We start from the raw sequence: 16,443 nt of genomic DNA on the forward strand, positions 1-16,443 counted from the left end.
AATGCCAACTGAATTACCTCCATCCTTTATAAGGACGCGTCCACATAGTGGTGATCCTTACGGTCTGACCAGTGGTGGGTATAGCCCATCGGGGGAGGAGTTTCCTTATAGAGTCAACAACCCGCTTAACTGGCAGATGATACAAAAGCGTGACGGCTATTGCAGTCCGAACTGGCGGGCGACGTTTCAGGCTCTGATGAATTCTTCTGGCGGATTGCACATTAACGTATTGACTGAAATGCGCATTCTTGCTTATGCGGATCTGTTGCATGCACAAGGTCAACCACTATTAGCAGCCTATGATCAGGCCTGTAACACCGCAGTGCCATTTTTGTATAACCCCCACGACACACTGCCTTATCCGCCGGGTAATCGACAGCTTTCCGGAGACTATTTGACGGCGATTCATGCTTTAACACACGCGATGTTCGGTAGTGGCGAGCCCATGGATTTCCCGCTTAATCGGACGGGTATTTCTGTCGACCTATTGAGCAAGCAGGCTTTTATGGACGCCGTCAGGCAAGCTCCAGTCGGTAATTCAACAATTGATCAGCGGGTATCACATAATACGTATGATGACTCATCTTCTACGGGTGGCGCATTGGGATATATCACTTTGAGAGCGCAGGGTGAACTTCAAAAGAGTCAATCCGGTGCCTGGATTTTAAATAACGGGACGTTGAAAGCTTTTGATGATCTTTTTGACGCTAATAGTTCTACTCATCGCAGTGGAATGGCAGAGCTTGGAGCTGCGATGCTTAGACCGTTGATAAGAGAGCCTTTCACAATTCGCTTACCGGGAGAGATTTCAGTTTCAGCGAGTGGGCAGCTTTAATGAGTGGCAAGGATCGAGCTGGATTGACTAGAGCGTTTTCTCGAGCAGCGATGATTATCGGTGTCGAATATGTTGCCGCTATGGTTCTGACCCTGTTTCATTATTTAAAGGTAAGCTTTAAATTATATGGTGAAATGGGTGAGCTTCCATCGTCTTTTTTCGAGATGATTGCCATCGCTTTCGTTGGGGGTGGTGCGCTGGTTTTATACCTGCTCGGAATATGGGTGGTGCGCTGGAGATTTCCTAAGCGGTTGCTAATTGGAATAGTAGTTGCCCTACAGTTTCCGGTATTGTTAACAGCCGTGCTGCTCGCGGTAGTGCTTTGGGTAAATCCGGCCTCGCTAGAAGCTGTCGCTGCTGCGTGTATTGCTAGTCTGATCGTGCTACAGACCCCAGCGCTGATTTTCAGACTTTTGGACACTCGCTGATCGATTCACTCTTAGAGCTCGCTAGGCGAGTAGGGGCTGAGTACTGTGCAGCTTCGATTATGGCTGCTTTCCATGTGATAAAAGTGGGGCCCGAGCTTGGGCCTGAGGATGGGGATGCGATGCCGCCCCTATTCGCACTCTTTGTTATTGCGTCAGCCTGGATGTTTGTGACGCTGATCTTGTATGTGCTTGCAATATGGATAGCAAGGTGGCGAATACGTAGATCGCCGAGGATTTTCATTGTAGTGATTTTGCAACTTCCACTTTTCGCTACGGCAGGTTTCGTGGCTATTGGCTTGTGGGTCAACTTGAAAGGTTGGGAAACGATTGCGGCAGCCTTCATCTATAGCGTGGTCGTCCTGCAAACCCCGATGCTGTTTTCCAGGCTTACTGAATCAACTCGCTCATAACTCACCGCCAGAGGCTGGCCATATACGGTCAGCCTTTGGGGAGGTAGCGCCATTATTCTCTTCTAACGGGTGCATTGGTCCTGTAGGAGTGAGCTTGCTCGCGATAGCGTTGTGTCTGCATGTGAATATGCAACTGACACAGCGCTATCGCGAGCAAGCTCACTCCTGCAGGTTATAACCGTTAAGCGGCCTGCTGAAACTGCTGGCGATACTGGTTCGGCGACAACTCCGTGTGTTGACGAAACAGGCGGGCGAAGAAGCTGGCGTCGTCGTAGCCTACTTCGTAGCTGATGGTCTTGATGCTCTTGCGTGTCCCTGACAGCAGGCCTTTGGCGGTTTCGATGCGTAGACGCTGCAGGTAGTGCAACGGCTTGTCGCCGGTGGCTGTCTGGAAGCGGCGCATGAAGTTGCGGATGCTCATGCCGTGATTGCGGGCGACATCTTCGAAGCGGAACTTGTCGGCGAAATGCTCTTCCAGCCAATGCTGAATCTGCAGAATCACAACGTCCTGGTGCAGCTTTTGCCCGCCGAAGCCCATACGGCCCGGCGCATAGTTACGCTGTACTTCATACAGAATGTCGCGGGCAACGGCTTGCGCGACATTGGCACCGCAGAAGCGCTCAATCAGATAAATGTACAGGTCACACGCTGACGTTGTGCCGCCTGCGCAGTACAGATTATCGGCGTCTGTCAGGTGTTTCTCCTGATTCAACAAAACCTTCGGAAAACGCTCACCAAAGTCGTTGAAGAATCGCCAATAGGTTGTAGCTTCCTTACCGTCCAGCAGGCCGGACTCTGCCAGCCAGAAAACGCCGCTGGCTTCGCCGCATAGCACTGCGCCATTGGCATGCTGTTCACGTAACCACGGAATGACTTGCGGATATCGCAAGCGAAGAGCGTCGAAGTTATCCCAGAATGCCGGGATTACAATGACGTCACTCTGGTCGAGGTCCCCGTCGACCGGCAGTACGACGTCGCTGAAGCTGCGCACCGGCTTGCCGTCGGGGCTGACCAGTCGCGTTTCGAACGCAGGGACTCTGCCCAGGCCCAGTTGTTTGCTGTAACGCAGGGCTGCGAGGTGAAAGAAATCCTTGGCTTGCATCAATGTAGAAGCGAACACCCCGTCAATGGCCAGGATGCTGACGCGCCGCAAGGGCGCGGAGGCGTGAGTCGACATATTCTGTTGTTCTTATATGGGAGATTAGTCAGATAGCGGCTGGATCGTCTTATTTTTTGGCGGGTGTGTCCAGTGTCCTCTTGCTGGTGGCGGGCATAGGCTCTGCAAGCCAATCCCGGCTTTACGATCCGGCTTCCCCAGCCAGGCAGGTGCCGAATGATCCCCAGAACTTTATTCAGTTCGGAGCATGAGTTGTTCCGCGAGAGCGTCCGCAAATTCCTCGAACAAGAAGCTGGGCCCTTTCACGGGCAATGGGAGAAGCAGGGCTACATCGACCGTAAGCTGTGGAACAAGGCGGGAGAGCAGGGCATGTTGTGCTCGCATCTGCCCGAAGAGTACGGCGGCATGGCGGCAGATTTCCTGTTCAGCACTGTGGTAATCGAGGAAATCGGTCGGCTAGGTTTGACGGGCATCGGCTTTTCCCTGCATTCGGATATCGTTGCGCCTTACATCCTGCATTACGGCAGTGAGGCACTGAAACTCAGGTATCTGCCCAAACTGGTTTCCGGAGAGTTGGTCACCGCCATCGCGATGACTGAGCCAGGAGCAGGGTCAGACCTTCAGGGCGTGAAAACCACTGCTGTGCTGGAGGGCGATGAGTACGTCATCAATGGCTCCAAGACTTTCATCACCAATGGTTATCTGGCTGACCTTGTGATTGTCGTCGCCAAGACCGATCCGGCTGCCGGGGCCAAAGGCACCAGCCTGTTTCTGGTGGAGGCCAATACGCCCGGGTTTGCTAAAGGCAAGCGGCTGGAGAAGGTAGGAATGAAGGCTCAGGACACGTCGGAGCTGTTCTTTCAGGACGTGCGTGTTCCCAGGGAAAACTTGTTGGGGCAGGCGGGTATGGGCTTTGCCTACCTGATGCAGGAGTTGCCTCAGGAGCGGCTGACGGTTGCCATCGGAGCCGTTTCCTCAGCAGAAGCCGCGCTGCAATGGACGCTGGATTACACCCGCGAACGCAAGGCCTTCGGCAAGGCGATTGCCGACTTCCAGAACACGCGCTTCAAGCTGGCTGAAATCGCCACCGAGATTCAGATCGGCAGGGTTTTCATTGATCGCTGTCTGGAGTTGCACCTACAGGGCAAGCTGGATGTGCCGACTGCCGCGATGGCCAAGTACTGGGCGACCGACCTGCAGTGCAAGGTGCTCGACGAATGCGTGCAGTTGCATGGCGGTTACGGATTTATGTGGGAATACCCGATTGCACGCGCGTGGGCTGATGCCCGAGTGCAGCGGATTTATGCGGGGACCAATGAAATCATGAAAGAAATCATTGCCCGGAATTTGTAGCTGACTCTGTAGGAGCGCGCATGCCCCGCGACAGGCTTCGGCAGTCGACGATGTATCGCCTGTCGGTATGCTAATCGCGGGCAAGCGCGCTCCTGCATTTCATTGCTGTTTACGGCGCGGGATTCGGGTGATCCTTGTGAATCGCCTCGATACCGGCCAGCACCTCGTCGGACAGTTCCAGATCGAAGCTGGCGATATTGCTATCCAGCTGCTCAAGGGTAGTGGCGCCAATGATGTTGCTGGTTACGAACGGTTGGCGGGTCACGAAAGCCAGGGCCATCTGCGTAGGCTCCAGACCGTGTTCGCGAGCCAGTGCGACGTAGCGGCTGCAGGCCGCTTCCGATTGCGGGTTGAAGTAGCGGGTGAAACGACTGTAAAGGCTCAGGCGACCTTTGGCCGGGCGAGCACCGCCCTCGTATTTGCCTGAAAGCATGCCGAACGCCAGTGGCGAGTAAGCCAGCAGCCCGCACTGTTCGCGAATGGCCACTTCAGCCAGACCCACTTCAAAGCTGCGGTTGAGCAGGTTGTAGGGGTTCTGGATCGACACTGCCCGCGGCCAGCCACGGCTTTCGGCCAGCTGCAAAAACTTCATGGTGCCCCATGGCGTCTCGTTGGACAGGCCGATGTGGCGAATCTTGCCCGCCTTGACCTGTTCGTCCAGCGCTTCGAGAGTTTCTTCGAGCGGTGTGAAGTCTTCTTCTTTATGGGTGTAGCCCAGTTTGCCGAAGAAGTTGGTACTGCGCTCCGGCCAATGCAATTGGTACAGGTCGAGGTAGTCGGTTTGCAGCCGGGCCAGGCTGGCATCGAGGGCCGCCACTATGTGCTCGCGATTGTGCTTGAGGCTGCCGCCGCGAATATGATCGATAGCATTGCCCGGGCCGGCTATTTTGCTGGCCAGAATCCAGTCGGTGCGGTCGCCCTGTTTCTTGAACCAGTTACCGATGATGGTCTCGGTTGCGGAGTAGGTTTCTGCTTTGGGCGGCACCGGATACATTTCGGCGGTATCGAGAAAATTGATGCCGGCCTCTTTGGCACGCTGGATCTGGGCAAAGGCTTCAGGCTCGCTGTTTTGCTCGCCCCAGGTCATGGTGCCGAGGCAGATTGCACTGACTTTCAGGTCGGTTCTGCCAAGTTGGCGATAGTCCATTTGCTTCTCCTCAGGTAGGAGAACCATAAAAGCAGGTTGAAATTTATTTCGCAATCCGCATAATCGCGCGCCTCTTTGCAGTGGAAGTGATGCTCCAGTTGCCGGAGAGACATCTTTGCCGTACCACAGATGCGCCGACCCGAGCCCTCGGCAGCGTCTGTATCTCGGCTGCCTTTGACATGCTGCTTGTCAAAGTACGATCTATTCAGTAAGATCCGCCGTCTCAATTTATCAGGGCGGCCCCTGAGGCTAAATAATGAAAACTTATACTGCTAAACCGGAAACAGTTAAGCGCGAATGGTTCGTAGTCGATGCTGCTGGTCAGACCCTCGGTCGTCTGGCTACAGAAATCGCTAGCCGTCTGCGTGGCAAGCACAAAGCGGAATACACTCCGCACGTTGACACTGGTGACTACATCGTTGTTATCAACGCTGAGCAAATCCGTGTTACCGGTGCTAAAACCACCGACAAAATCTACTACTCTCACTCCGGTTTTCCGGGCGGGATCAAGTCGATCAACTTCGAAAAGCTGATCGCCAAAGCTCCTGAGCGTGTGCTCGAGACCGCGGTTAAAGGCATGCTGCCTAAGAACCCGCTGGGTCGCGACATGTACCGTAAGCTGAAAGTCTATGCGGGCACTGCACACCCTCATACTGCTCAGCAGCCCCAAGAACTGAAGTTTTAACGGAATAGTTGATTATGTCGGCGACTCAAAATTACGGCACTGGCCGTCGCAAGACCGCTACCGCACGCGTTTTCCTGCGTCCAGGTACCGGCAACATCTCCATCAACAACCGTTCGCTGGACAATTTCTTCGGTCGCGAAACTGCCCGCATGGTAGTTCGTCAGCCGCTGGAACTGACTGAGACTGTTGAGAAGTTCGATATCTACGTCACCGTGATCGGCGGTGGTGTAAGTGGTCAAGCTGGCGCAATCCGCCACGGTATCACTCGCGCTCTGATGCAGTACGACGAAACCCTGCGTGGCGCTCTGCGCAAAGCTGGCTTCGTTACTCGCGACGCCCGTGAAGTTGAACGTAAGAAAGTCGGTCTGCGTAAAGCGCGTAAGCGTCCGCAGTACTCGAAGCGTTAATTCGCACTTCGTTCAAAAAGAACGCCCAGCCTCATCACGGAGCTGGGCGTTTTTTTGTGGGCGTCTATTATACATGTGACAACGTGACTCATTCCGCGCAGGCCCCGGATTACAAGGCCTTCGGCTTTTCGGGAAAAGTAATGCCCTTGTAGTTTGAAGGGTTTCTATTTACCATTCGGCAAAATTTAGATACTTAAATTTTCAAATTAGACGCCTGATCGAACAGGCCACATAGCTGATGGGAGAGGACGGAATGAGCAATGACGGCGTGAATGCAGGCCGGCGTCGCTTCCTCGTGGCAGCCACATCTGTGGTTGGTGCAGCAGGAGCGGTGGGGGCTGCGGTCCCGTTCGTAGGGTCATGGTTCCCCAGTGCCAAGGCGAAAGCCGCAGGCGCACCGGTCAAGGTGAATATCAGCAAGATCGAAGCAGGACAGCAGATGATTGCTGAGTGGCGCGGTCAACCGGTCTTCATCGTTCGTCGTACCGAAGAGATATTGGGCAATCTTGGCAAGATTACAGGCCAGCTGTCAGATCCCGAATCCAGGAGTTCGGTTCAGCCCACCTACGTTGACCCCGTTGTACGATCAATCAAGCCCGAAATTCTGCTGTTGATCGGTATCTGCACCCACTTGGGGTGTTCTCCGACTTTCCGTCCTGAGGTAGCGCCAGCCGATCTGGGCAAGGATTGGGTTGGTGGTTATTTCTGTCCGTGTCACGGCTCACATTACGACCTCGCTGGCCGCGTCTATAAAGCTCAACCTGCACCTTTGAATCTGCCAGTGCCGCCGCATTCCTATGAGTCGGACAATATTATTGTCATTGGCGTCGATCAGGAGAACGCGTGATGAGCAAGTTCATGGATTGGATTGATGCTCGTTTTCCCGCCACAAAAATGTGGGAAGACCATCTCAGCAAGTATTACGCGCCAAAAAACTTCAACTTCTTCTACTTCTTCGGCTCTCTTGCCCTGCTAGTGCTGGTCAATCAGATCCTGACCGGTGTCTGGCTCACGATGAGCTACACGCCGTCAGCAGAAGAGGCGTTCGCCTCTGTTGAATACATCATGCGCGATGTCGAATACGGTTCGATTTTGCGCTTGCTGCACTCCACCGGTGCTTCGGCATTCTTCATTGTCGTTTACATGCACATGTTCCGCGGCCTGCTTTACGGCTCTTATCAAAAGCCCCGTGAGCTGGTGTGGATCTTCGGCATGCTGATTTACCTGGCGCTGATGGCTGAGGCATTCATGGGGTATTTGCTGCCATGGGGGCAGATGTCCTACTGGGGCGCGCAGGTGATCATTTCTCTGTTCGGCGCCATTCCGGTGATTGGTGATGACCTCACGCAATGGATTCGCGGCGACTACCTGATCTCCGGTATTACCCTGAACCGCTTCTTTGCGCTGCATGTGGTTGCACTGCCCATCGTTGTTCTGGGGCTGGTCGTGCTGCACATTCTTGCGCTGCATGAGGTGGGGTCGAATAACCCTGACGGGGTGGATATCAAGAAGCACAAAGATGAAAACGGCATTCCGCTGGACGGCATTCCTTTCCATCCTTACTACACGGTCAAGGATATCGTGGGTGTCGTGGTGTTCCTTTTCGTATTTTGCTTCATTGTGTTCTTCTTCCCTGAAATGGATGGTTACTTCCTCGAAAAACCTAACTTCGAGGTGGCAAACGCCTTCAAGACGCCTGAGCATATTGCTCCGGTCTGGTACTTCACGCCGTTCTACGCAATCTTGCGTGCCATCCCCGACAAGCTGATGGGGGTAATGGCCATGGGGGCTGCGATTGCTGTGTTGTTTGTACTGCCCTGGCTGGACCGAAGCCCTGTCAAATCGATGCGCTACAAAGGCTGGCTGAGCAAAATCTGGTTACTGGTGTTTTGTGTGTCCTTCGTGATTCTTGGTGTGCTGGGCGTTCTTGCGCCTACACCTGGGCGCACGTTGCTGTCGCAGGTGTGTACGTTCCTGTACTTCGCCTACTTCATTCTGATGCCGTTTTACACCCGGCTCGAGAAGACCAAACCGGTTCCAGAAAGGGTGACTGGCTGATGAAAAAGCTATTGGCTGTACTGATTCTTGCGGCTCTGCCGATGCTGTCTTTTGCTGCGGAGCATGGTGGTCCCGAGCTGGAAAGCGTCGACATCGATGTGTCTGATCAGGCCGCTATGCAGGACGGTGCGCGGACATTCGCCAACTATTGCATGGGCTGTCACAGCGCTAAGTTCCAGCGTTACGAGCGCGTTGCAGATGACTTGGGTATACCGCACGAGTTAATGCTGGAAAAGCTGGTGTTCACGGGGGCCAAGATCGGCGACCACATGAACATCGGTATGCAGTCTGCAGACGCCAAGGCCTGGTTCGGCGCTGCTCCGCCAGACCTGACGCTGGTGGCGCGGGTTCGCGGCACGGATTGGCTCTACGGCTATCTGCGCTCGTTCTATGAGGACAAGGCGCGTCCATGGGGCGTGAATAACATGGTGTTCCCGAACGTGGGCATGCCGAATGTGCTGGTTGGCCTGCAAGGTCGCCAGGTCATCGGGTGCAAACAGATTCAGCTGGTGGAAGAGGGTAAGAAGCAGTACGACCCTTTGACCGGTGCGCCGTTGACACATGAAGCCTGCGATCAACTGACCATCGTTCCGAATACAGGCACTCTGAATGAGGCCCAGTTCGACGAGAAGATCAAGAATCTGGTGACCTTCCTCGCTTATTCGGCTAACCCGGTGAAGCTGCAACATCAGCGTATAGGCACGTACGTGTTGCTGTATCTGGCTTTCTTCTTTGTCTTCGCCTACCTGCTCAAGCGCGAATACTGGAAGGACGTTCACTGATCTTTGTCACGCTGATGTAACACCTGCGCCTTCGGGCGCCTCTTTAGGCGACAAATGCAGGGCAAAAGTGATTGTGACTGCAAGATTGCAGAATTTACTGTGCGTAAATGAGCTATCTTGTCGCCCGCGATGACCACTGCCCCAATGCGGTTGTTGTCGGAGGCGTCCGAGGGCGTTTCCGTTTTTGTGTATTTCGATAAATTCAACAAGCGAGGAGGACCGCCATGGGCGTGACCAATCGGTTGGCCTGTTACTCCGACCCCGCCGACCACTATTCCCACCGCGTGCGCATCGTGCTCGCCGAGAAAGGTGTCAGCGCCGAGATCATTGATGTTGTGTCGGGGACTCATCCGGCGAAGTTGATCGAGGTGAACCCATACGGCAGCGTGCCAACCCTGGTCGATCGTGATCTGGCGTTGTATGAGTCGACTGTGGTGATGGAATATCTGGATGAGCGTTATCCGCACCCACCGTTGCTGCCGGTTTACCCAGTGGCGCGTGCCAACAGTCGTTTGCTGATCCATCGGATTCAGAGAGACTGGTGTGCTCAGGTGGACCTGATTCTGGATCCGCGCAGCAAGGAGTCGGCTCGTGTAGTGGCCCGCAAAGAGCTGCGTGAAAGCCTCACCGGCGTTTCACCTCTCTTTGCCGAGAAAGCTTTTTTCCTCAGTGACGAGCAAAGTCTGGTTGACTGCTGTCTATTGCCCATACTCTGGCGTTTGCCTGTCTTGGGTATCGAGTTGCCGCGGCCTGCCAAGCCGTTGCTTGATTATATGGAGCGCCAGTTTGCGCGTGAGGCATTCCAGGCAAGCCTGTCTGCTGCCGAACGTGACATGCGCTAAGGCCTAAGGAGCCGTTGATGAACTCCAGTCGCCCTTATCTGATTCGTGCTCTCTATGAGTGGATCGTCGATAACGATTGCACCCCGCATATGCTGGTTAATGCGGAATACCCATCCGTGCAGGTCCCGCAAGGGTTTGCCAATGATGGGCAGATTGTCCTGAACGTTTCCCCGTCTGCTGTGCGTCATTTGCACATGGACAACGACGCTGTCAGTTTTGAAGGTCGCTTCGGCGGCGTTCCGCATACCCTGTACGTCCCTGTAGGGGCCATTCTGGGTATTTATGCCCGGGAGAATGGTCAGGGTATGGTTTTCGAGCTGGAGCCTCCTTTCGAGGATGATGACAGTGTTGATCCGGACGATGATCTTCCGCCACCGGGCACCGAACCGCCGCGTCCAAGCGGTCGGCCGAGTCTGAAAGTGGTGAAGTAAACGTCTCGTGCACAAAAAAGGCGACCTCATGGTCGCCTTTTTCATGTGTGCAGGATGGCTGGTGTCAGTCGATGTACTCGAACAACTTCACGATCTTCTGCACGCCGGACACGCTCTGTACGAGGTTGGTCGCGCGAGTGGCTTCCTGCTGGGTGACCAGGCCGAGCAGAAAGACGATGCCGTTTTCGGTAACGACTTTGATGCGCGAGCCAGGAATGGCGCTGTCTGTCAGCATCTGGCTTTTGATCTTGGTGGTCAGCCAGGCGTCATTGTTACGGGCCAGCAACGATGAAGGCGCCATGACCTGCAGCTCGTTGTTGACCTTCTTCACCCGTTGTACGCCGCTGGCTTCTTTTTCGGCCAGGGCTTTGAGGTCTGCGCGGGGTGTCTGACCGGCCAGCAGCACGATGCCGTTGTAGCTGGTGACGACGATGTGCGAGTTCTGGTCCAGATCAGGGCTCGCCTTGGCGATGTTCACGGCTGCCTTGGTTTCGATCAGTGAGTCATCGATTTTGCTGCCGAATGTGCGCGTGCCGCGATCATCTTCGATCGGGTTGTCGCGTGTGGCAGTCAGCACCGAGCTACATCCGCTGAGGCTTACGCACAGGGTCAGTGCCAGCAGGCTGAGACGATTAACGGTCATTCTTCACTCCCGAACAGTTGGCTGTCGATCAAATCGCACAAGCAATGAATCGCCAGCAGATGGACTTCTTGAATTCGTGCGGTGACTTTCGCCGGTACGCGGATTTCCACGTCCTCTGGTAAAAGCAGCGAGGCCATGCCGCCGCCGTCGCGTCCCGTCAATGCTACGACAATCATTTCGCGATCATGTGCGGCCTGGATCGCTTGAATTATGTTTGCAGAGTTCCCGCTGGTGGAGATTGCCAGCAGCACGTCGCCCGGTTGGCCCAGCGCCCGGATCTGCTTGGAGAAGATCTCGTTGTAGCTGTAGTCATTGGCAATCGACGTGATGGTCGAGCTGTCAGTGGTCAGTGCAATGGCTGGCAGGCTAGGGCGCTCACGTTCGAAGCGGTTAAGCAGCTCCGATGAGAAGTGCTGTGCATCACCAGCCGAACCGCCGTTGCCGCAAGCGAGCATTTTGCCCTCGTTGAGCAGTGCATTGACCATGACCTGGCTGGCTTGCTCGATGTAGGGTGCGAGGACTTCCATCGCCTGCTGCTTGGTGTCGATGCTGGCCTGAAAAAGCTGGCGAATTCGGGATTGCATGTCCATCTGGGTGACCTTAATTAGAACGTATCGTGGCTGACCGGGTGCGCTGAGCTCAGAGGCTCCTGGCGCATTGCTGTGCAGCCCGCAAAGCGAAAAGCGAAATCTGTATTGGGTGGCGTGTGGCATGAAACGGCATTACGGTGCTGCGGTCTGCCTGCATCGTCCGTATGCCGTGGGGATCAGCATTCGAATGCATGCTTTATCCAGTTCAAGGGTGGGCCGTCAAGCGGATCACCTTCAATAGCGACGACGTCGAAGCGGCATGCAGCATCTGCCCATTGTGTTTCGTTCTGCAGGAACAATTGTGCCGCCAGAACCAGCTTTTGCTGCTTGCGAAAATCAACACTTTCCAGAGCTCCGCCCCATGTTGAATGGCGGCGGTAGCGAACTTCGACGAATACTACTGTATCCCCGTCGAGCATGACCAGATCAAGCTCGCCGCGTTTGCACAACCAGTTCTGTGCGATCAGCTGCAATCCCTGCTGCTGTAAATGCCGCAGGGCGCATGCTTCAGCCTCGCGCCCTGCGATTTGACGGGTGTTGCCGGACATTTACGGAGCGGTATCCGGAAGACGCTGGATTTTACCGTCAACGAATTCCGCCCAGGGCAGTTGGCGTTCCACACGGCGAGCCGGGTTGACGCTCAGGCTACCGGACAGGCCATCGATGCGGCTTTCAGGCATGGTTTTGAGTTGGCCAAGGCGCGGTGCCAGACGATAGGCGTCGACGCCCATTGCATAAAGACGACCCAGACTGCCGGAGGCTTGAGGCCATTGGGCGATGACTTGCTGACGCAGCGGATCATTGGCTTCAAGCAGCCAAGGGGTTTCGCAGAAGCGCACGCCATTCAGATCCATGTACTGCGCGTGATCGTTACTGTTGGTGAACAGGTGCGAAGTGGCATAGACCGGAACATCACCAGCGTACTGGAAGACCATGGTCGGTTTGATCTGCTGAGCCTGTTGTGGTGTGGCGGCAAGGAACATGAAGTCGATGTCCTGACGACGCGTTGGCTGCGCGGCAACTTGCGTGCCTACGGTGCTCTGCAGGCGTTGTGCACGGCCTTCGCTATTGCGCAGCTGGAACAGGTCGGCAACTTGCTGCGCCAGGGCAACAGGCTGGTCGACGTGTTCTGCGGCAATCAACTTGCCGCCTTTGGCTTGCCAGCTCTGGCGGAAAGCGTCGAGGACCCGATCACCCCATTCGCCTTTGGGCACCATGGCAACTGCGCTGCGCTTGCCGTCAGCCCAGGCGCGGCGAGCAACTTCACGGGCCTCGTCTTCTGCGGAAAGGCCGAACTGGAACAGTTGCTGTGGGCCTTCAGGGCCTGAGTCGCTGTAGTTCAACGCGAGGGTGGTGATAGGCAATTGCGGGCGGCTGCTGAGTTGCTTGACCAGTGGTTTTTCCAGTGGGCCCACGACCAGTTGCACACCGGCTGCTTGGGCCTGGCGATAGAACTCATCCATCGAGGTCAGACGAGAGCTGTCGAAGACCTGAATTGCAGGAGGGTTCTGACCCGCTTGCTGCGCTTGATAGTGAGCGGCCATGAAACCTTCGCGCAGTGCTTTGGCGACGGCGGCGAGCGGGCCTTCCTGAGGCAGCAGCAGGGCGATTTTGGTGAGCGGCTCGCTGGTCAGCGCACGCAGTTGCGCCAGTGTCGCAGGCAGCTGGATGGCAGCAGGATGTTTAGGGTTCTGTGCTTTCCACGTATCAATAGCGGCTTGTTGTTGCTCAAGTGTGCCAGCACCTTTGATGCTGCGCGCCAGGCTCAGCCAGCCGCCCATATCGTCGGTTGCGGTGCTTTGCAATTGCTCTGGAGGCAGCGCCGCGACCAGTTTCCAGATCGCGTCATTGTTGGCGCTCAGGTCGTTCCCCTGAAGTAGCGGGCCGACAAAAACACGTTCGCTGATTGCAGGAAGAACCTGACCATCGGCTTCGAGTGCGCGGGCACGGACCGTGTGGGTGCGGATCTGCTGTTCAACAGACAGTTCGCCCAGACGCTGCAGGCTTGGGTGGCTGAGCGCGGTCAGTGCGGCTTTTGGCTGATTACGCCCCATCGCCAATTCGGCATCGAGGGTAGCGGCAAAGACCTGTTGGCCCGGCTTGAGCAATTCAATCTGCACTTGCGCAAGGATTTGCGCCGCGCGGCCAGGATTGTTCTGCCGATTGGCCATGTCCGCAGCGCTGAGTCGGAGCAGGGCTGCCTGATCCGGCGTTTTTGCGCTGGCCGCCTGGTCGAGCAATTGCTCGATGCTGGCGTCAGGGGTGCGTGGAAGTTCGCCAAGGCTGGACGAAGGCGAGCTGGCACAAGCCGCCAACAGGGCAGCAAGGCAGAGGGCAGAGAACAGCCGCAGGCAAGCGATCATGTGTATGTTCCTGATACTCGAGCAAATTAGCGGGGAATTGTACCCAAGCACTGGCATGGGTGCGACGTCGTTAACATTTAAAGCTGTGATATGGCAGGCAGTGCCCGATTAAGCGGGGCAATACGGTCCATATGAGAGTGTTGCGCTGACAGGTGTCGGGTGCCCATCATGACTTTTCCTCCCTTTTTTCAGGTCTTCCATAGGTCTGTGGGGCATTGGTCTCGGTTGTAGTCTGTACAATGATGACCTTCGCCCTTAAAGGGTAACAAATCATGAGGTCTGCGCTTTGACTGCTCCAGTTGCTTTGAATTCCGCCGCGGGCTCGCTTTATGTAGTGGCCACGCCAATCGGCAATCTGGATGACATGAGCGTGCGGGCGTTGAAGGTGTTGCGCGAGGTGGCGCTGATCGCTGCCGAGGATACGCGTCACTCTTCACGATTGATGCAGCATTTTGGTATTTCTACTCCGTTGGCCGCGTGTCATGAGCATAACGAGCGTGAGGAAGGCAGTCGTTTTATCACCCGCCTGCTGGCGGGCGATAACGTAGCGCTGATATCGGATGCGGGAACGCCGCTGATTTCTGACCCGGGCTATCACCTGGTTCGGCAGGCGCGTGCTGCTGGTATCGCTGTTGTGCCTGTACCGGGTGCTTGCGCATTGATCGCCGCGTTATCGGCGGCAGGGCTGCCGTCTGACCGGTTTATCTTTGAGGGCTTCCTGCCTGCCAAGGCAGTGGGGCGTCGCGCTCGACTGGAGTTGCTCAAGGAAGAGCCGCGCACGCTGATTTTTTATGAAGCACCGCATCGGATTCTTGAATGCCTGCAGGATCTTGAGGTGGTATTCGGTGGGCAGCGTCCCGCACTGCTGGCTCGTGAACTGACCAAAACATTTGAAACGCTCAAAGGTTTGCCATTGGCAGAGCTGAGGGAGTTTGTAGAAAGCGACAGCAATCAACAGCGTGGTGAATGCGTAGTATTGGTTGCGGGCTGGACTGAGCCTGAGGACGAAGACGTTATTGGCAGTGAAGCTCGACGTGTTCTGGACCTGCTCCTCAATGAGATGCCACTCAAGCGCGCTGCTGCGCTGGCGGCGGAAATTACCGGCGTGCGTAAGAATCTGCTTTATCAGTTGGCGCTAGACAAGCAAAAGGGCGAATAAATCCCTGCGGCGCAGCTCTGCGACGTTTTAAAGCTTGTTCTGAGTGGGCTGTGCCGCTAACCTTGTCGGCGGAGAGTCGATTGGACAGTCGCTGCCTCTTATTGTTCGCAATTAAGGGGGGGAGGAAAGTCCGGGCTCCATAGGGCGGAGTGCCAGGTAACGCCTGGGAGGCGTGAGCCTACGGAAAGTGCCACAGAAAATAACCGCCTAAGCGCTTCGGCGCCGGTAAGGGTGAAAAGGTGCGGTAAGAGCGCACCGCACGTCTGGCAACAGTTCGTGGTCAAGGTAAACCCCACTCGGAGCAAGACCAAATAGGGTTCCTAGGCGTGGCCCGCGCTGGAACCGGGTAGGTTGCTAAAGACGTCCAGTGATGGCCGTCGTAGAGGAATGACTGTCCTCGACAGAACCCGGCTTACAGATCGACTCTCCACCTTTTTATCCCCTCTCGTTTCAGCAGCATTACACCCCTCGTAATATCAAAAAAATCTTAAACCTCATAAATCACTTTAAGTTCGCTGCGCAGCCTTTTGTGCTGTGTCGGATTTTTCCGTAAGACCCCTCCTGAAATTCGCGCTAACCGTCCGATATCGCACCTAAATCCCAGTTCTGTAAGGGTTTTCCTTAAGACCGTGCCTTGACGGTGTGGTGGGCGGGTTCCTATAGTGTGCGCAAGTGGCAGAAAGTGGCGTGAAGTGGGTTTTTTTAACGCAAAAAGTTAGAATTCGGAGAAAGCGCCTGTGTTTCGTGGTGCAAACGCAATCAATCTCGATGCAAAGGGCCGTCTCGCTATGCCGAGCCGGTACCGTGACGAGTTGGATTCGCGTAGCGCCGGCCAATTGATCGTGACCATTGACGCCGTTGACCCTTGCTTGTGCCTTTATCCGCTCTCCGAATGGGAGCTGATCGAGGCGAAATTGCGTGAGCTTGCGACTTTCCGCGAAGAAAACCGTCGCTTGCAGCGTTTGCTGATCGGTAACGCGGTTGATCTGGAGCTGGATGGCAGCGGGCGTTTTCTGGTTCCGCCACGTCTTCGCGAATATGCCAAGTTGGATAAGCGCGTGATGTTGGTGGGCCAGCTCAATAAGTTTCAATTGTGGGACGAGGACGCCTGGAACGCTCTTGCTGATGCGGATCTGGCGGCCATTCAACAACCGGGCGCGATGCCTGATGAATTACGTGATCTGATCCTGTGA

Annotated in this window: 18 protein-coding genes and 1 other RNA gene; 13 read left to right on the forward strand and 6 right to left on the reverse strand. The window is 55.4% G+C overall.

What is annotated here, in order from left to right; all coding sequences use genetic code 11:
* Position 1 precedes the first annotated feature (1 nt).
* Together ACYASS_RS10715 and ACYASS_RS10720 are read left to right on the forward strand one after the other, a co-directional pair.
* Positions 2–835 carry a lipid II-degrading bacteriocin gene (locus ACYASS_RS10715; RefSeq protein ID WP_463586092.1) on the forward strand — a complete coding sequence of 278 codons (834 nt, stop codon included), beginning with the start codon at positions 2–4 and terminating at the stop codon, positions 833–835.
* Positions 835–1,263: a hypothetical protein gene (locus ACYASS_RS10720; RefSeq protein ID WP_463586093.1), complete on the forward strand. Its 429-nt coding sequence runs from the start codon at positions 835–837 to the stop codon at positions 1,261–1,263. Before ACYASS_RS10715 ends, ACYASS_RS10720 begins: the two co-directional genes overlap by 1 nt.
* 591 nt (positions 1,264–1,854) lie before the next feature.
* Here the strand turns inward: ACYASS_RS10720 and ACYASS_RS10725 are convergent.
* Complete coding sequence (locus ACYASS_RS10725; RefSeq protein WP_463586179.1) at positions 1,855–2,775, reverse strand: GlxA family transcriptional regulator; 921 nt, start codon at positions 2,773–2,775, stop codon at positions 1,855–1,857.
* A 231-nt stretch (positions 2,776–3,006) separates the two neighbouring features.
* Here ACYASS_RS10725 and ACYASS_RS10730 point away from each other — a divergent pair, with 231 nt between their 5' ends.
* Complete coding sequence (locus tag ACYASS_RS10730) at positions 3,007–4,143, forward strand: acyl-CoA dehydrogenase family protein (protein WP_463586094.1); 1,137 nt, start codon at positions 3,007–3,009, stop codon at positions 4,141–4,143.
* A gap of 109 nt (positions 4,144–4,252) precedes the next feature.
* Here ACYASS_RS10730 and ACYASS_RS10735 read toward each other — a convergent pair whose 3' ends face one another.
* Entirely contained in the window at positions 4,253–5,290 is a 1,038-nt protein-coding gene (locus ACYASS_RS10735; RefSeq protein ID WP_463586095.1) for an NADP(H)-dependent aldo-keto reductase, read from the reverse strand.
* Positions 5,291–5,546: 256 nt separating this feature from the next.
* On the opposite strand from ACYASS_RS10735, the gene rplM reads away from it, so the two are divergent.
* The 7 genes from rplM (at position 5,547) to ACYASS_RS10770 (ending at position 10,495) form a co-directional block, all read left to right on the forward strand.
* On the forward strand, positions 5,547–5,975 hold the full coding sequence (gene rplM, locus ACYASS_RS10740) for a 50S ribosomal protein L13 (protein ID WP_027900224.1): 429 nt from the start codon (positions 5,547–5,549) through the stop codon (positions 5,973–5,975).
* Positions 5,976–5,989: 14 nt separating this feature from the next.
* Positions 5,990–6,382 carry a 30S ribosomal protein S9 gene (gene rpsI / locus ACYASS_RS10745; RefSeq protein WP_002555064.1) on the forward strand — a complete coding sequence of 131 codons (393 nt, stop codon included), beginning with the start codon at positions 5,990–5,992 and terminating at the stop codon, positions 6,380–6,382.
* Positions 6,383–6,635: 253 nt separating this feature from the next.
* Positions 6,636–7,229: a ubiquinol-cytochrome c reductase iron-sulfur subunit gene (gene petA / locus ACYASS_RS10750; RefSeq protein WP_243244895.1), complete on the forward strand. Its 594-nt coding sequence runs from the start codon at positions 6,636–6,638 to the stop codon at positions 7,227–7,229.
* Positions 7,229–8,440, forward strand: coding sequence for a cytochrome b (locus ACYASS_RS10755; protein WP_463586096.1), 1,212 nt, complete (start codon positions 7,229–7,231; stop codon positions 8,438–8,440). Before petA ends, ACYASS_RS10755 begins: the two co-directional genes overlap by 1 nt.
* Complete coding sequence (locus ACYASS_RS10760) at positions 8,440–9,222, forward strand: cytochrome c1 (protein ID WP_463586097.1); 783 nt, start codon at positions 8,440–8,442, stop codon at positions 9,220–9,222. The genes ACYASS_RS10755 and ACYASS_RS10760 overlap by 1 nt, the downstream gene beginning before the upstream one ends.
* A gap of 224 nt (positions 9,223–9,446) precedes the next feature.
* A complete protein-coding gene (locus ACYASS_RS10765) occupies positions 9,447–10,064 on the forward strand; it encodes a glutathione S-transferase N-terminal domain-containing protein (RefSeq protein ID WP_122662729.1) in 618 nt (205 codons plus the stop codon).
* Positions 10,065–10,081: 17 nt separating this feature from the next.
* The gene (locus ACYASS_RS10770; protein ID WP_122662727.1) at positions 10,082–10,495 is read left to right on the forward strand and encodes a ClpXP protease specificity-enhancing factor; all 414 of its coding nucleotides are present in this window, start codon (positions 10,082–10,084) and stop codon (positions 10,493–10,495) included.
* Between the two features lie 64 nt (positions 10,496–10,559).
* On the opposite strand, the gene ACYASS_RS10775 is transcribed toward ACYASS_RS10770, so the two are convergent.
* From ACYASS_RS10775 to ACYASS_RS10790, 4 genes are all read right to left on the reverse strand, one after another.
* Positions 10,560–11,138 (reverse strand): BON domain-containing protein, encoded by a 579-nt coding sequence (locus ACYASS_RS10775; RefSeq protein ID WP_122662725.1) that lies wholly within the window; start codon positions 11,136–11,138, stop codon positions 10,560–10,562.
* Positions 11,135–11,728, reverse strand: coding sequence for a phosphoheptose isomerase (locus tag ACYASS_RS10780; protein WP_243244886.1), 594 nt, complete (start codon positions 11,726–11,728; stop codon positions 11,135–11,137). Before ACYASS_RS10780 ends, ACYASS_RS10775 begins: the two co-directional genes overlap by 4 nt.
* A gap of 176 nt (positions 11,729–11,904) precedes the next feature.
* On the reverse strand, positions 11,905–12,276 hold the full coding sequence (locus ACYASS_RS10785) for a YraN family protein (RefSeq protein ID WP_243244884.1): 372 nt from the start codon (positions 12,274–12,276) through the stop codon (positions 11,905–11,907).
* The gene (locus ACYASS_RS10790; protein WP_463586098.1) at positions 12,277–14,091 is read right to left on the reverse strand and encodes a penicillin-binding protein activator; all 1,815 of its coding nucleotides are present in this window, start codon (positions 14,089–14,091) and stop codon (positions 12,277–12,279) included.
* A 286-nt stretch (positions 14,092–14,377) separates the two neighbouring features.
* Between ACYASS_RS10790 and rsmI the strand changes: the two genes are divergently transcribed.
* The 3 genes from rsmI to mraZ all read left to right on the forward strand — a co-directional run bounded on the left by rsmI (position 14,378) and on the right by mraZ (position 16,443).
* Positions 14,378–15,250 (forward strand): 16S rRNA (cytidine(1402)-2'-O)-methyltransferase, encoded by an 873-nt coding sequence (rsmI, locus tag ACYASS_RS10795; protein ID WP_463586099.1) that lies wholly within the window; start codon positions 14,378–14,380, stop codon positions 15,248–15,250.
* 72 nt (positions 15,251–15,322) lie between these two features.
* Positions 15,323–15,681: RNase P RNA component class A (gene rnpB / locus ACYASS_RS10800), an RNA gene on the forward strand.
* 306 nt (positions 15,682–15,987) lie between these two features.
* Positions 15,988–16,443, forward strand: a complete 456-nt coding sequence (mraZ, locus tag ACYASS_RS10805; RefSeq protein WP_004881513.1) for a division/cell wall cluster transcriptional repressor MraZ — start codon at positions 15,988–15,990, stop codon at positions 16,441–16,443.

This window comes from Pseudomonas sp. HP_14, from assembly GCF_055283875.1.

What these genes read in the sequence shown, in the direction of transcription:
- ACYASS_RS10715 (WP_463586092.1), top strand. Translation starts at nt 2, where the DNA reads ATGCCAACTGAATTACCTCCATCCTTTATAAGGACGCGTCCACATAGT.
- ACYASS_RS10720 (WP_463586093.1), top strand. Translation starts at nt 835, where the DNA reads ATGAGTGGCAAGGATCGAGCTGGATTGACTAGAGCGTTTTCTCGAGCA.
- ACYASS_RS10725 (WP_463586179.1), bottom strand. Translation starts at nt 2,775, where the DNA reads ATGCAAGCCAAGGATTTCTTTCACCTCGCAGCCCTGCGTTACAGCAAA.
- ACYASS_RS10730 (WP_463586094.1), top strand. Translation starts at nt 3,007, where the DNA reads ATGATCCCCAGAACTTTATTCAGTTCGGAGCATGAGTTGTTCCGCGAG.
- ACYASS_RS10735 (WP_463586095.1), bottom strand. Translation starts at nt 5,290, where the DNA reads ATGGACTATCGCCAACTTGGCAGAACCGACCTGAAAGTCAGTGCAATC.
- rplM (WP_027900224.1), top strand. Translation starts at nt 5,547, where the DNA reads ATGAAAACTTATACTGCTAAACCGGAAACAGTTAAGCGCGAATGGTTC.
- rpsI (WP_002555064.1), top strand. Translation starts at nt 5,990, where the DNA reads ATGTCGGCGACTCAAAATTACGGCACTGGCCGTCGCAAGACCGCTACC.
- petA (WP_243244895.1), top strand. Translation starts at nt 6,636, where the DNA reads ATGAGCAATGACGGCGTGAATGCAGGCCGGCGTCGCTTCCTCGTGGCA.
- ACYASS_RS10755 (WP_463586096.1), top strand. Translation starts at nt 7,229, where the DNA reads ATGAGCAAGTTCATGGATTGGATTGATGCTCGTTTTCCCGCCACAAAA.
- ACYASS_RS10760 (WP_463586097.1), top strand. Translation starts at nt 8,440, where the DNA reads ATGAAAAAGCTATTGGCTGTACTGATTCTTGCGGCTCTGCCGATGCTG.
- ACYASS_RS10765 (WP_122662729.1), top strand. Translation starts at nt 9,447, where the DNA reads ATGGGCGTGACCAATCGGTTGGCCTGTTACTCCGACCCCGCCGACCAC.
- ACYASS_RS10770 (WP_122662727.1), top strand. Translation starts at nt 10,082, where the DNA reads ATGAACTCCAGTCGCCCTTATCTGATTCGTGCTCTCTATGAGTGGATC.
- ACYASS_RS10775 (WP_122662725.1), bottom strand. Translation starts at nt 11,138, where the DNA reads ATGACCGTTAATCGTCTCAGCCTGCTGGCACTGACCCTGTGCGTAAGC.
- ACYASS_RS10780 (WP_243244886.1), bottom strand. Translation starts at nt 11,728, where the DNA reads ATGGACATGCAATCCCGAATTCGCCAGCTTTTTCAGGCCAGCATCGAC.
- ACYASS_RS10785 (WP_243244884.1), bottom strand. Translation starts at nt 12,276, where the DNA reads ATGTCCGGCAACACCCGTCAAATCGCAGGGCGCGAGGCTGAAGCATGC.
- ACYASS_RS10790 (WP_463586098.1), bottom strand. Translation starts at nt 14,091, where the DNA reads ATGATCGCTTGCCTGCGGCTGTTCTCTGCCCTCTGCCTTGCTGCCCTG.